This is a genomic window from Nibribacter ruber (genome assembly GCF_009913235.1).
Taxonomy (GTDB): Bacteria; Bacteroidota; Bacteroidia; order Cytophagales; family Hymenobacteraceae; genus Nibribacter; species Nibribacter ruber.
In genome coordinates, this window is record NZ_CP047897.1 from 563,302 (window position 1) to 577,006 (window position 13,705).

11 protein-coding genes are annotated in these 13,705 nt (G+C 50.9%); 9 read left to right on the plus strand and 2 right to left on the minus strand.

Going from position 1 to position 13,705, the window contains the following annotated elements:
• Position 1: 1 nt before the first annotated feature.
• The 7 genes from nosZ (at position 2) to GU926_RS02460 (ending at position 6,791) form a co-directional block, all read left to right on the plus strand.
• Complete coding sequence (nosZ, locus tag GU926_RS02430) at positions 2-2,047, plus strand: Sec-dependent nitrous-oxide reductase (protein WP_160688678.1); 2,046 nt, start codon at positions 2-4, stop codon at positions 2,045-2,047.
• 68 nt (positions 2,048-2,115) lie between these two features.
• Positions 2,116-2,727, plus strand: coding sequence for a hypothetical protein (locus GU926_RS02435; RefSeq protein WP_160688680.1), 612 nt, complete (start codon positions 2,116-2,118; stop codon positions 2,725-2,727).
• Complete coding sequence (locus GU926_RS02440; protein WP_160688682.1) at positions 2,724-3,188, plus strand: nitrous oxide reductase accessory protein NosL; 465 nt, start codon at positions 2,724-2,726, stop codon at positions 3,186-3,188. Before GU926_RS02435 ends, GU926_RS02440 begins: the two co-directional genes overlap by 4 nt.
• Entirely contained in the window at positions 3,172-4,503 is a 1,332-nt protein-coding gene (locus tag GU926_RS02445) for a nitrous oxide reductase family maturation protein NosD (RefSeq protein ID WP_160688684.1), read from the plus strand. The genes GU926_RS02440 and GU926_RS02445 overlap by 17 nt, the downstream gene beginning before the upstream one ends.
• Positions 4,430-5,143 carry an ABC transporter ATP-binding protein gene (locus GU926_RS02450; RefSeq protein ID WP_160688686.1) on the plus strand — a complete coding sequence of 238 codons (714 nt, stop codon included), beginning with the start codon at positions 4,430-4,432 and terminating at the stop codon, positions 5,141-5,143. Before GU926_RS02445 ends, GU926_RS02450 begins: the two co-directional genes overlap by 74 nt.
• A complete protein-coding gene (locus GU926_RS02455) occupies positions 5,140-5,907 on the plus strand; it encodes an ABC transporter permease subunit (protein WP_160688688.1) in 768 nt (255 codons plus the stop codon). The genes GU926_RS02450 and GU926_RS02455 overlap by 4 nt, the downstream gene beginning before the upstream one ends.
• Before the next feature lie 296 nt (positions 5,908-6,203).
• Positions 6,204-6,791, plus strand: a complete 588-nt coding sequence (locus GU926_RS02460; RefSeq protein ID WP_232058407.1) for a thioredoxin family protein — start codon at positions 6,204-6,206, stop codon at positions 6,789-6,791.
• A 154-nt stretch (positions 6,792-6,945) separates the two neighbouring features.
• Here GU926_RS02460 and GU926_RS02465 read toward each other — a convergent pair whose 3' ends face one another.
• Positions 6,946-7,185 carry a hypothetical protein gene (locus GU926_RS02465; protein ID WP_160688692.1) on the minus strand — a complete coding sequence of 80 codons (240 nt, stop codon included), beginning with the start codon at positions 7,183-7,185 and terminating at the stop codon, positions 6,946-6,948.
• A gap of 199 nt (positions 7,186-7,384) precedes the next feature.
• Here GU926_RS02465 and GU926_RS02470 point away from each other — a divergent pair, with 199 nt between their 5' ends.
• Positions 7,385-8,683 carry a hypothetical protein gene (locus tag GU926_RS02470; protein ID WP_160688694.1) on the plus strand — a complete coding sequence of 433 codons (1,299 nt, stop codon included), beginning with the start codon at positions 7,385-7,387 and terminating at the stop codon, positions 8,681-8,683.
• A 100-nt stretch (positions 8,684-8,783) separates the two neighbouring features.
• Here GU926_RS02470 and GU926_RS02475 read toward each other — a convergent pair whose 3' ends face one another.
• Entirely contained in the window at positions 8,784-12,080 is a 3,297-nt protein-coding gene (locus tag GU926_RS02475; RefSeq protein ID WP_160688696.1) for a vitamin B12-dependent ribonucleotide reductase, read from the minus strand.
• Between the two features lie 637 nt (positions 12,081-12,717).
• On the opposite strand from GU926_RS02475, the gene ric reads away from it, so the two are divergent.
• Positions 12,718-13,674 (plus strand): iron-sulfur cluster repair di-iron protein, encoded by a 957-nt coding sequence (ric, locus tag GU926_RS02480; protein ID WP_160688698.1) that lies wholly within the window; start codon positions 12,718-12,720, stop codon positions 13,672-13,674.
• The last annotated feature ends 31 nt before the right edge of the window (positions 13,675-13,705 follow it).

Here is a 13,705-nt window from a genome sequence, read left to right on the forward strand (position 1 = left end):
AATGGAAACTCTGGTCAACAGATTCTGGAAATCCGCCCCTAAAGCTGCCCTTCTGCTATCGCTAGCCGCTGGTTCAGCTTTGCAAAGCTGCAACAAGACGGGCGCTGGCGAAGGCGGGGGAGCCGCCGCCGGCCTAGATGCAGACGCCGCCTCAAAAGTATACGTGGCGCCGGGCAAGCATGATGAGCTGTATTCTTTTCTCTCAGGTGGTTTTAACGGGCAGGTGTCTGTCTATGGCATTCCTTCGGGGCGTCTGTTAAAAATCATCCCGGTCTTCTCCCAGTTCCCTGAAAACGGGTACGGGTACAATGAGGAGACAAAGGCCATGTTGCAGACGTCGCACGGCTTTATTCCCTGGGATGACTTGCACCACCCTAAACTGTCGCGCAAAGACGGCATGACCGATGGGCGCTGGTTGTTTGTGAATGGCAACAACACCCCTCGCGTAGCCCGGGTAGACCTGTCCACGTTTGAAACCGTGGAAATCATGGAGATACCCAACAGCGCCGGTAACCACTGCTCACCGTACCCAACTAACAACAATGAGTACGTACTGGCCGGTACCCGCTTCAGTGTTCCTCTGGACATGAAAGGCGGCACCGCCGATGTGAGCATGGAGGATTACAAAGACAAGTTCAGAGGTTCCATCTCCTTTATTAAAGTAGACCAGGAGAAGGGAGACATGGAGTTGGATTTCCAGGTTCTGGTGCCAGGGTTTGACTATGACTTAGCCAATGGGGGCAAAGGCCCGTCTAATGACTGGGTGTTCTTTACCACCTACAACACAGAGAAAGCCGGTACTTTGAAAGAACTGGGCGCCTCACAGAATGACCGTGACTATTTAGCGGCCATTAACTGGAAACTGGCGGCCAAATATGCCGCTGAGGGGAAAGCCAAGGAAATGCCAGCCAACTACTATCACAACAAGCTGGACCATGGTACCCACTCTGCCAAGTCTACCATCAAAAAGAAAGTGCGCTACCTGTTACCAGAAGACTGCCCGGGTATGATGTACTTGCTGCCAGCGCCTAAATCACCGCACGGCATTGACGTAGACCCAACCGGTGAGTTCATGGTAGTGAACGGTAAACTAGCTTCTACGCTGCCTGTCTTCTCTTTCTCTAAAATGATGAAGGCTATTGAGAACAAGCAGTTTGACGGCGAGAAAAACGGCATTCCAGTGCTGAAGTATGAAGCCGTGCTGCAAGGCGAGGTGAAAGAACCAGGCTTAGGGCCATTGCACACTGAGTTTGACGGCAAAGGCAATGCTTATTCTACCATGTTCGTGTCTTCTGAAGTGGTGAAATGGAGCTTGAAAGACCTACAGGTAAAAGACAGAATGCCGGTGTACTACTCACCTGGTCACTTGATGATTCCGGGTGGTGACACCAGAGAGCCATATGGCAAGTACCTGGTGGTGATGAACAAAATCACCAAAGACCGCTTCTTGCCTACCGGTCCTGAGTTGATGCACTCTGCCCAGCTTATTGACATCAGCGGAGACAAGATGAAGATGCTCCTTGATTTCCCTACCGTGGCTGAGCCGCATTACGCCCAAGGCATTAAAGCAGACCTGATTGCGCCAAAAAGCGTCAAGTTCTTTAAGCTGGATGAAAACTCTCACCCGCAGGCCGCTAAAAAGGAAAGCGACGTGAGCGTGACCCGCAAAGGCAACGTAGTGACCGTGAAAATGACCGCCATCAGAAGCCACTTAACGCCTGACAACATTGAAGGCATACAAGTAGGAGATACGGTGAACTTCCACGTAACCAACCTGGAGCAAGACTGGGACGTACCGCACGGGTTTGCCGTAATGGGCGCCAACAATGCAGAGACCCTCATCATGCCAGGTGCAACGCAGTCTCTGAAATGGATCCCTAAAAAAACCGGGGTGTATCCGTTCTACTGCACTGACTTCTGCTCTGCACTGCACCAGGAGATGCAAGGCTACGTACGGGTTTCTCCAAAAGGTTCTAGCGTGCCTATTTCCTTCTCTACCGGTAAAAAGAAACCGGTACCGCCCGCTGCTACCGCTTCTTTGAAATAAAATCTGCATCAGCGGAGGTGCCCCAGCCTCCGCTGATCTTTTTATACACTCGTCTTAACCCCAAAAGGATGAAGGTTTACCAGAAAGTGCTCATGCTGTTGGCAGCCGTTTCACTAGGCCTGCTGTTTCTGTTTCCCATGTGGAAGATTTACCTGAAAGCCCCCCAGTACCCCGAAGGCCTTGAACTGCATATCTGGGTGAATAAACTTGGCGGTAGTTCAGAAGGAGTCCTCCAGAATTTTAATATCTTGAACCACTACATCGGCATGGCCCCCATTCATGCAGAATCTTTTGCCGAGCTTAAATACATGCCCTACATTGTTGTCTTTTTCATGATCACCGGAGTGGTGGTGGCGCTGCTAGGCAAACGCAAGCTGGTCTTGGGTTGGACGCTGCTGCTCATGGTAGGAGGGTCGGTAGGCATTCTGGACTTTTATCTCTGGCTGGTGAAATTTGGGACTACCTTGAGTCCTGAAGCGCCCATCAAAGTACCGGGCATGACTTATATCCCGCCGCTGCTGGGGCATAAAACCCTGCTCAATTTTGAAGCCCTCTCTTTACCGGCCTGGGGCAGCCTGGGCATCGCGTTAGGCATTTTGCTGGCAGGCCTGGCCTTTTTCCTCAGCCGACCCGCCGTCCAATTGCCATCTGTTGCCCGTACTAAGACCACCGTGTCATGAAAACTATAACCTTACAAGCCCTCACTTTTTTCTGCCTGGTTGCTATGCTGTCTTCCTGTGCCGTAGAGCCCAAAACCATTCCTTATGGCCAGGCCAACTGCGCGCATTGCAACATGACGGTGTCTGATAACCGTTATGGGGCCGAGCTGGTGAATGACAAGGGCAAAGCCTCTTTTTTTGATTCCATTGAATGCTTGGCAGCGTATCTTAATGAACGGCCTGAGGAGCAGAAGAACGCGGCATTTTTAATGGTGTCAGATTTTGCCAACCCGGGTACGCTGGTGGAGGTGGGAAAGGCGCAGTTTTTACGTACCAAAGCCTTGGCCAGTCCCATGGGCATGCACTTGACTGCTGTGGCAGACCCAAGCACCGCCGCCAAAATGAAACAACAGTACGCCGGCACTCTCCTCAATTGGGTGCAGGTGCAAGAAGCCGTTCAAAACAATGATAAACTTGAGTAGACGTATATTCCTTGCGCTGGGCATCTGGGTTTTTCTCTTGGTCTCTTCTTCGGCCTGGGGCAAGACCCTGACCGTGTGCAAGTCATGTGCCTATGCCTCTGTGAAAACGGCGGTGCAGAAAGCCAAGCCTGGAGATACCGTTTTGGTGAAAGGCGGTCTCTACCAAGAGTCTGGCATTGAGGTGAACAAGCCTTTGGTGTTGCTAGGGCAGAATTACCCTGTCATTGACGGTAAAAATACGGGAGAGATCATCTCCATCACGTCTGACCAAGTGACGGTGCAGGGCTTCACGCTTCAGAACGTGGCCACTAGTTATAGAAGAGATGATGCAGCCATCCGGGTTCTAGGCCGTAACCATATTAAAATCCTGGACAATACCATTTTAAAGACCTTCTTTGCTATTTACCTGCAGAATGCAGAAGACATTGTCATCAAAGGCAACAAGGTGAAGGGAGAGAACGCCAACCGCAATGAAACGGCATTGGGCAATGCCATTCACCTATACTACTGCAACAACGCCGTCATTAGTAACAATGACGTGCAGGGCCACCGAGACGGCATTTACCTGGAGACGGTGAAAGATGCCAAAGTGCACCACAACCTCAGTCACCAGAACCAGCGGTACGGCATGCACTTCATGTTCTCTGACCGCAACGTGTACACGCACAACACCTTCAAACAGAACGGGGCCGGCGTGGCGGTCATGTACACGCATAATGTGCACATGGCGCATAATACCTTTGAAGACAATTGGGGAGCCGCCTCCTATGGGTTGCTCTTAAAAGACATTAGCAACAGCACCATTGAGAATAACTTGTTCAGGGGAAATACCACGGCGCTACACATGGAAAGCTCCAGCCGCCTCCAGATCAGACGCAATGATTTTGAACGAAACGGCTGGGCGGTGAAACTGCTTACATCCTGTTTGGAAGACACGTTTCAACTAAACAACTTTACAGGCAACTCATTTGATGTGAGTACCAACGGCAGTTCGGCCAATAACTTTTTTGAGCGTAATTACTGGGAGCGCTACACGGGCTATGATTTGGGCCGAGACCAGATAGGTGATGTACCATACCGGCCCGTGAGTTTGTACTCCATGTTGGTAGAGAAAGTGCCGGCTTCTGTGATGTTCATGCGCAGTTTCATGATTGACCTGCTGGACAGCATGGAGCGTGTACTGCCCAGCATCATCCCAGACCAATTGGTAGACGAACGTCCCTTGATGAAAAAGATACACCATGATACAGATAGAAAACCTGTGCAAGCGCTACGGCAAACTGCAAGTGCTGCAACAGGTGAGCGTCACCTTTAACACTGGCAAAGTAGTCTCCATTATAGGTCCCAACGGATCTGGCAAAACCACCTTGAGCAAATGCATTCTCGGCATGGTCTTGCCAGACACTGGTGATATAAAGCTTAACGGCCAGAGCATTCTCAAAGAACATGCCTACCGAAGCCAGATTGGGTATATGCCTCAGATTGGGCGCTACCCAGAGAACATGAAAATACGACAGGTGTTCCAGATGCTGCAAGATATGCGGCCATCAGTACATCCTCTGGATGAAGACCTCCTGGAACAGTACAAGCTACCGGCCATGTATGACAAGCACATGGGCGCCTTGTCTGGTGGCACCAAGCAAAAAGTGAGCGCCGCCCTGGCTTTCATGTTTAACCCAGACATTCTCATACTGGATGAACCCACCGCCGGACTGGATCCCCTGTCTGCTGAAATCCTGAAGCGGAAAATTCTGCTGGAAAAAAGCAAAGGGAAGCTGATCTTAATCACCTCTCACATCATGAGCGAGATTGAGGAAGTAGCCGACGAGGTCCTGTGCCTGGTAGAAGGGCAGGTGCGGTTCAATGAGACCATTCAGGCCTTGAAGGCCCAAACCCAGGAAGATCGCTTGAGCCGCGCCGTGGCCAAGGCCATGCGCTTAGAAGAAGTATTATGAGTAAGATTATCAAATACGTGCTGCTTGACATCCTCAAGAGCAAAATCATCATAGGCTACACGCTGTTTCTGCTGCTGCTTTCCTTGGGCTTGTTTTATTTGGGCGGAAGTCCGGAGAAGGGAATTCTTAGTCTTCTCAACCTGGTGCTGCTCACGGTGCCGCTCATCAGTATTGTGTTTGCCACTACGCACTTTTACAATTCATATGAGTTCATGGAGTTGTTGGTGGCCCAGCCTATTACGCGGCAGAAGATTTTCCTGAGCGAGTTTCTGGGCGTGGCCTTCTCGCTTTCGGCTGCGTTTGTGGTAGGCGTGGGCCTACCGGTGCTGGTGAGCGGAGCGGGGCTTACGGGCCTGTTTCTGGTGCTCACAGGATTATTCATCACCTTTATTTTCGTGGCCCTGGCCTTTCTGGCCTGCGTTCTCACCCGTGACAAGGCCAAAGGCATAGGATTTGCCCTGTTGTTGTGGTTTTTCTTTGCCCTCTTATATGACGGTCTGGTATTGCTAATCCTGTATTCTTTTAGCGATTATCCCTTGGAATACCCCGCATTAGCCATGACCGCTCTCAACCCGATAGACCTTGGCCGGATTATGGTATTGCTGAACCTGGATGTGTCCGCGTTGATGGGGTATACTGGCGCCTTGTACAAGAATATTCTGGGCAGCAGCTGGGGAATCAGCCTGTCGTTTGGGTTGCTGATGCTATGGATTGTTTTACCACTGCTTAGCGCCAAAAGGATCTTTTCCAGAAGAGATGTATAACCTTATTGTATTCTATATTTAATAGTCATCGTCAGGCCTTCGGGCAAAGTTTGTTTATGTTGAAAAGAAAAGCGCCACCTACTTAGGTGGCGCTTTTCTCGTTTTTGGCTCTTTTTCAGAAAACCAGCCAAAAACGCCAGGCCGTGAATGATTAGATAGCCAATTCTTGAAAGTGCTTTTTAACACCTACCAGAGTGATTCCTGTCATTTTACAAGGCTTGGTTTTAGGCTAAACTTGTAGAAATCTAAAGACAGCCAATATGAACTCTATCCTGATTATGGCCCTGATAAACCCCATGACTTATTCTTCATACAGAACTTTGGTAGAAACGCTTGCAGAAGAAGGCAGTACCACGGGCCTTGAGCAAACAGATGAGCGCATTGCCTTCACCAAGCTTAATCTGCAACGCATGAAACGGGTAGAGAAACAATTTGCCATGCTCCCCGAAATGGCAACCCTTTTGCAGAAGCACCAGCCTCATTGGCGGTGGCTTTTATTAGTAGAGTCCTGGTGCGGAGACGGGGCCCAGACAATTCCTGCCATTGCGTCCATTGCCCAATCTGTGCCTACCATTGAGTTGCTTATTGTGCCGCGCGATGAGAACCAGAGCCTTATGAACTCTTGCCTGACCAACGGAAGCCGCGCCATTCCCAAACTAATCTGCGAGAACCATCATACGGGTGAACGGTTATTTACCTGGGGGCCCCGCCCGGCCGCCATTCAAGAAAAACTTGTACAGTACAAAGCGGAAAATCCTGGGGCTACGCATGAAGAATACATGACCCAGGTGCACGGTTGGTACGCAAAAGATAGAAGTGCCGCCCTACAGCAAGACTTGCTTGCTTTAATGGAGCAAATTCTGGAACCAGCACAGGTGGTATAGCCAAGTCTGTAACTAGCCAACCAAAATAGTGATTGAATACGCATCTTACGTAGATGAAAAAGCGGGATTCTACCAGCATGGTGACTTTTAAACTAACCCTGCCAGTAAAATTCCGCTTTTATAAAGTAGATGCGTTTCCGATTGGAGCTTCTGGTTATTGGGGGGCAATTGGCTGTTGTTGGGTTTGCACCTCTTGGGAAGAGGTCACAGTATCTACGCGTAACCTAGCCGAGTCATCGTCTCCTTCCAGTTGAGGCGAAATCTCATCTCCTGCGCCAATTTCCACGCTTTCATCTGTTGCCATGTCCTGGGTGGTTTGCCGGGTTGTTGTAGTATTGCTGTCTCCGCATCCAAATCCTAACAGCACGGTTGCTACCATTAGTACCTTTTTCATAATCTTCTGCATTAGGTAAAGCCATTTAAACGCTTTGGTAAACAAGGGGTTGCGTGGAAATAAAGATTGTGGTTTGGGGCATGGCAACTAATGAAAGACTGGCTTAACTGCAGTCTTCTATGTATTTTAGAAGCGGCCCCGTTTCAGAAAACAACCAAGTAAGACCTTTGGGGGACGGGCCTTACGCATAATAAACCCGATGCCTCAATCTACTCTCTCCAATTCCCTTTCTTGTGCCTTCCCTAAAAAAAGTTGGGTCATGGTGGCCTTGGCGCAGCTGGTGGTGGTGGCGGTTTTAGGTTTGTTCTTGCGCTATCTGCAGATGGGCACCCTCACTGGCATAAACTTTAAATTTTTATTGCACGCCCATTCCCATGTAGCGCTGCTGGGCTGGCTCTATTCTGCGGCCTTCCTCACCTTGGTCACCGTGTACCTTCCTCCTGCAATAGCTTCTAAACGAGTGTACGGATGGCAATTCTGGCTTTCTCAAGGCGCGGTGGTGGGCATGCTGGTTTCTTTTCCGGTGCAGGGGTATGCCGCGGCGTCCATCACCTTCAGCACGCTCCATATCCTATTAAGTTATTGGTTTATCTACCAGTTCCTGAAAGATGCCAAAGCCACGGGTGTGCAGGAGGGGCGACATCAGACCTCTTTTGCCTTCGTGCGAGCCGCCCTGTTCTTTTTAGCACTGTCCTCGCTGGGGCCGTGGGCCATGGGACCCATCATGGCCACGGGGCATAGTGGCGAGCCTCTTTACTATAACGCCATTTACTTCTACCTGCATTTTCAATACAACGGCTGGTTTACCTTTGCCGTGCTGGGGCTGCTTTTCTGGTGGCTGGAGCATCTTGGCATAGTAACGCCACAGCAAAAGAGGTTCAAGTTTGTTTTTCACTTGTTCTTCTGGGCCTGTCTGCCGGCTTATCTGCTCTCGGTCCTCTGGGTGAAACCTGCCATGTGGGTGTATTGGGTGGGTGGCGTGGCCGGGGCACTGCAGGTGGCGGCGGGGCTTTTGCTCTTGTCCTTCCTCTGGCCTCAAAGATCTTTCTTGCTTTCTCAACTAAAAGGGTGGCCCAGGGCCTTTTTCCTTCTTTCCATGACGGCCCTTGCCCTAAAATTAACCATGCAATTGGTGACGGCCTTTCCTTACATGGCGCAGTTGGCTTTTCAGGTGAGGCATTTCATTATCGGCTACCTGCACCTGGTGTTGATTGGCGGCATTAGCTTCTTTTTCATGGGTTTCATGGCCCGCATGGGCTGGCTTGCTATTAAAGGATGGGCTGGTTGGGGTTTGGGGCTATTTGTCGCGGCCTTTATCCTGTCTGAGGGGCTCTTGTTTCTACAGGGGATTTTCTTTTGGTTGGGGCTGGGGGCCATTGACCGGTACGCACTCTGGTTGTTTCTGGTAAGCGTATTCTTGCCCGTGGGTGTCTTGTTGCTATTTGCAGCCCAACGAAAGCACGCTTATCACAAAAAGCCGCCCGTTATGGATAGTTAATTCCGTTTTTGGCCTATTTCCCGGAAATCAGCCTAAAAACAAGAAAGGCTAGCAGGAAGATACGCCTACTAGCCTTTCTTGTTTATAAAAGGTAACGTGCTTAGCTACAGCCTAAACTGTTGCCGCAATTCAAGCATTTGTAGCATGTGCCAGATCGTATGGTCAGGTGGCCGCAGCTGTTGCACACGGGGGCATCCCCCAGCATGTTAGCCATAATCTTCTGGGTTTGTTGCACCAGAGTCTCGCATCTTTCAGTTGCCACGGAGGGCAGGGCGCTATCTAATGGGTACTTCTCCTGTGCCGCGCTGTTTACCTGGTCTTCCAGAACAGAGGCAGTTGGTTTCTGCCCAGGTGATGGTTCCTGGGTGTTGGGCACGTGCACCAGGTCGGTCCGGCCCAGGTATTCATAGGCAAGCAGCCTGAACAGATAGTCTAACAAGGAAGTGGACTGTTTGATGTTGGGATGCTCCACCCGGCCGGCGGGTTCAAAGCGGGTGAACACAAATCGGTTGACGAACTCCTCCAACGGTACCCCGTATTGCAAGCCCAGCGAAACCGAAATGGCGAAACAGTTGAGAATGGACCGGAAAGAGGCCCCTTCTTTGTACATGTCAATAAACACTTCGCCCAGACTGCCATCTGCATACTCACCAGTGCGTACGTACACGGTCTGGCCGTCTATCTTGGCCTTTTGGGTAAAACCATTTCGCTTGTCCGGTAATTTGTGCCGCTCCACCATATGCGAAAGCTGCTGCCTGAATTGATCATTGGAGGCGTCTGCTAAAATGGCTTGGGCTGCCTTCAAAACTTGCTCGCTGTTATGCAAATGCTGTTGGGGTTCAGGCGGGTTGGAAGCGGTATCCTCTACTGTGGCATCCTGGGTTTTGGAGGAGAGTGGTTGTGAAAGCTTGCTACCGTCACGGTAGAGGGAACATGCTTTTAAGCCTAGTCTCCAGGAGGTTTCATAGCAATGGGCTACTTGCTCCACTGTGGTCTCATGCGGCAGGTTGATGGTTTTGGAGATGGCCCCTGAGATGAAAGGCTGTACCGCGGCCATCATGTGAATGTGACCTTCGGGTGAGATGAACCGTCGGCCTTTGTCGCCGCAGGGGTTGGCACAGTCAAAAACCGCGTAATGTTCTTCTTTCAGAAAAGGAGCTCCTTCTACCGTCATGGTGCCAAACAGGTATTCATTGACCTCTTGGATCTGGCGGACAGTGAGTCCCAGCGTTCTCAATAAGTCAAAGTCTGGTTTTTGGTAGGTGGCTGGCTGAATGCCCAGCCGCTCCAGGCAAGTTTCTCCCAAGGTATACCAACTGAACAGGCTGCGGGTGTCAAAAGCGGTGGCCAGCGCGGCCTCCAGCACTTCCAGATCCTCAGTTAAAAAACCTTTGTCTAACAGGGCAGCGGGATGCACATGGGGGGCGTTCTGTAAGGTGGCGTGGCCTTTAGCGTAATTAATTATGGAAGTTATTTGCTCTTCTGGATACCCCAATCGGTTCAGGGCCAAAGGAATGGACTGGTTGATGATTTTGAAATATCCGCCACCGGCCAGCTTTTTGAATTTGACCAGTGCAAAGTCTGGCTCTACGCCGGTGGTGTCACAGTCCATGAGCAAACCAATGGTGCCTGTAGGGGCGATGACGGTGGCCTGCGCATTTCTGAAACCATGCTTCTCACCCAGGTCCAGGGAGTTTTGCCAGGCTTTTTGCGCCGCCAGTAGAATAGGGGCGGGACATCGTTCCTGGTCCAGACCCTTGGCCGGAAGGTGCAACTGTTCATAAGCCTCTATTCGGTCATGGGCAGCGTGCTGGTGGTTTCGCAGAACCCGCAACATGGCCTCTCGGTTGGGAGCGTACATGGCAAAAGGTCCCAGTTCAGCCGCCATTTCAGCCGAGGTCTGATAGGCCGTGGCCGTCATGAGGGAGGTGATGCCGGCGGCCAGTGCCCGGGCCTGGTCACTATTATAAGGTAATCCTTGAATCATGAGCAAAGCCCCCTGGTTGGCGTACCCCAACCCCAGCGTACGGTACTGATACGAACGAACGGCCACCTCCTCTGAGGGGAATTGGGCCATCAACACCGAAATCTCCAATACAACCGTCCAGAGGCGGCAAGCATGAGCGAAGGCCTCTGTGTCAAATTCCTGAGTTTGTTGGTTGTAAAAAGCCATTAGGTTCAAAGAGGCCAGGTTGCAGGCCGTATTATCCAGGAACATGTACTCAGAACAGGGGTTGGAGGCATTGATTCTACCCTCAGCGGGGCAAGTGTGCCAATCATTGATGGTGGTATCAAATTGAAGCGCGGGGTCTGCGCAGGCCCAGGCGGCCTCGTTGATCTGTCGCCAGATATCTTTGGCGGGCACACTGCGCATGATCTTTCCGGTGGTGCGGGCCTTCAGGTGCCAGTCCTGGTCCTGGGTCATCGCCTCAAAGAAAGTGTCAGGTACCCGCACCGAGTTGTTGCTGTTCTGGCCTGCCACCGTCTGGTAAGCTTCGCCTTCATAGTCTGCTGAGTAGCCTGCGGCAATGAGAGCGGCTACCTTCCGTTCTTCGTCTTTCTTCCAGTTGATGAAGGCCTCAATTTCTGGGTGGTCCAGGTCCAATGACACCATTTTGGCGGCCCGGCGCGTGGTGCCCCCAGACTTGATGGCCCCGGCGGCGCGGTCGCCTACTTTTAGAAAAGATAGCAGCCCCGAGGAGGAGCCACCCCCAGACAATGGCTCGTCCTTGGCCCTGATGTTAGAGTAGTTGGTGCCTACGCCAGAGCCATATTTAAAGACCCGGGCTTCTTGCAGGAACAGGTCCATGATGCCGCCTTTAAAGGTTAGATTGTCCTGGGCTGAAAGAATGAAGCAGGCATGCGGCTGGGGACGTTCATAGGAAGTAGTTGACTCCTGGGCCTTTCCAGTAAGGGGGTCAACGTAAAAATGCCCCGACGACGGTTCAGAGATGCCATAAGACTCATATAGGCCGGTGTTGAACCACTGTGGGGAGTTGGGCGCGGCGTACTGACCCAACAGCATGTATGCCAGCTCATCATAAAAGACCTGGGAATCCTGCTCTTTTTTAAAGTACCCGTACCGCGAGCCCCAGGCCCGCCAGCAGTTGGCCAACCTGTGCACCACCTGCCGTACAGAGGTTTCAGGGGCCAGGGTGCCGTCTTGCTGGGGTACGCCCGCCCGCCTGAGGTATTTTTGAGCTAGAATGTCGGTGGCAATCTGAGACCACTGGGCAGGTACTTCCACGTCCTCCAGTTGGGAGACAATCTCACCTAGCGGGTTTTTAATGACGGAAGACCGCCGTTCATATAAAAATTGGGAGAACGGTGATTCTCCCTCCTGGGTAAAATGCCTGACAAAGGAGAGGCCCCGTTGGGGATGGGTTTGTTTTTTCATGGCAATGGATATTAAATGGTTTGAGAATCAATTCATTGGTAAAAGCCCCTGTAGCGGGCAATGGGGCGCAGCCTCTTTCTTTTTCCATTCTTGTTGCATGGCCATGATTGATCGTTTTTAGGCTATTTTCAGAAAATCAAGCCAAAAACGGAAGCTCGCTTGCTAGCCAAGCGCGTGGCAGGAGGCAACCTTGGGCAAACCCCCTAGTAACCGCCAGCCTTCTGAAATTCCTGAACCTTAGTAAACGTGCACCACGCTCTTAAAAATCCTGTGTGCTGAGAGGGATGGTTGAATCTCCCTGGTGGGACCGTCCCGTTTTTGGCGTGTTTTCAAGAAATTAGCCTAAAAACAACACAGCCTGTCAATAGCTAGCCTCCTCTGGCCGCAAGTAACATGACCAACATCATTTGCTTCAAAGACGCCAGTCATTCTAGATGCCACTGAAAGGCGGTACACTTGCAGTGTTAGACAACCAATCTCTACCATGGGCCAAACCAACGGGGCAAGAGCCGTCTGGCAAGCCGGGGTAAAGATAAAAGTAAAATAAAATAATAAAATACCCTTTAGTCTTTTAATGTTGATTTTGTTTTATACCTTTAGCTCAGTTATCAAATACAAGAACTAAATCTTTACTATCATGACCATCACAGAAACCATAGACACCTTGGACGTAACTCAACTGGAGCCCCGCATGAAACACCCCACCATTTTTGAGTGGTTTGATGCCCGCAAAGGAGGGGAGGCTTTCATCATTCATAATGACCATGACCCTAAGCCGCTTTACTACCAATTACTAGGAGAGCGCGGAAACATCTTTAAGTGGGAGTACCTGCTGCAAGGCCCCGAAATCTGGGAAGTGAAAATTTCCAAACTCACGCCCTCAGAAGAAGAAAGCATTGGCGAATTGGTAGCCAAGGATTATAGGAAAGCCCAGGTGTTTAAGAAATACGGCATTGATTTCTGCTGCGGCGGTAAAAAATCCCTGACTCAGGTGTGCGAGGAAAAAGGAATCAACCCTGAACTGGTAGAAAAAGAATTAGAGGCCTTGCCAGACACCTCTACCGTTGCCGAGACCGATTTTGCCAGCTGGGATCAGTCTTTCCTAGCCGACTACATTGTGAACATCCACCATAAATACGTGCGGGAAGCTATACCGGCCCTGCGCGAGTACACCACCAAGATTGCCCGCGTTCACGGCGCCAGACACCCAGAGCTGATAGACGTTCTGCGTCATTTCAACAACGTAGCGCAGGAACTGGAAAGCCATATGCCTAAGGAAGAGCTGGTATTGTTCCCGTACATCAAACAATTGAACGAGGCTAAGCAACAAGGTAAAAAGATGAGCGCTCCAAGCTTCGGAAGCATCCAGAACCCCATCAACATGATGGAAATGGAGCATGAAGCCGCCGGCTCAGAATTAGAGTCCATTAGAACCATCACCCAGGATTATGCGCTACCCGCAGATGCCTGCGCCACCTACCAGGTAGCTTTTGCCAAGTTGCAGGAGTTTGAAGATGATTTGTTCCGCCACATCCACCTGGAGAATAACATCTTGTTCCCCAGAGCGATAGAGATGGAAAAAGAAGTATTATAAGCTGGTAGACAGGCGGGCCGCTCCCAGGCCC

Coding starts and splice junctions, on each gene's coding strand:
- nosZ (WP_160688678.1), top strand. CDS start 2: ATGGAAACTCTGGTCAACAGATTCTGGAAATCCGCCCCTAAAGCTGCC.
- GU926_RS02435 (WP_160688680.1), top strand. CDS start 2,116: ATGAAGGTTTACCAGAAAGTGCTCATGCTGTTGGCAGCCGTTTCACTA.
- GU926_RS02440 (WP_160688682.1), top strand. CDS start 2,724: ATGAAAACTATAACCTTACAAGCCCTCACTTTTTTCTGCCTGGTTGCT.
- GU926_RS02445 (WP_160688684.1), top strand. CDS start 3,172: ATGATAAACTTGAGTAGACGTATATTCCTTGCGCTGGGCATCTGGGTT.
- GU926_RS02450 (WP_160688686.1), top strand. CDS start 4,430: ATGATACAGATAGAAAACCTGTGCAAGCGCTACGGCAAACTGCAAGTG.
- GU926_RS02455 (WP_160688688.1), top strand. CDS start 5,140: ATGAGTAAGATTATCAAATACGTGCTGCTTGACATCCTCAAGAGCAAA.
- GU926_RS02460 (WP_232058407.1), top strand. CDS start 6,204: ATGACTTATTCTTCATACAGAACTTTGGTAGAAACGCTTGCAGAAGAA.
- GU926_RS02465 (WP_160688692.1), bottom strand. CDS start 7,185: ATGAAAAAGGTACTAATGGTAGCAACCGTGCTGTTAGGATTTGGATGC.
- GU926_RS02470 (WP_160688694.1), top strand. CDS start 7,385: ATGCCTCAATCTACTCTCTCCAATTCCCTTTCTTGTGCCTTCCCTAAA.
- GU926_RS02475 (WP_160688696.1), bottom strand. CDS start 12,080: ATGAAAAAACAAACCCATCCCCAACGGGGCCTCTCCTTTGTCAGGCAT.
- ric (WP_160688698.1), top strand. CDS start 12,718: ATGACCATCACAGAAACCATAGACACCTTGGACGTAACTCAACTGGAG.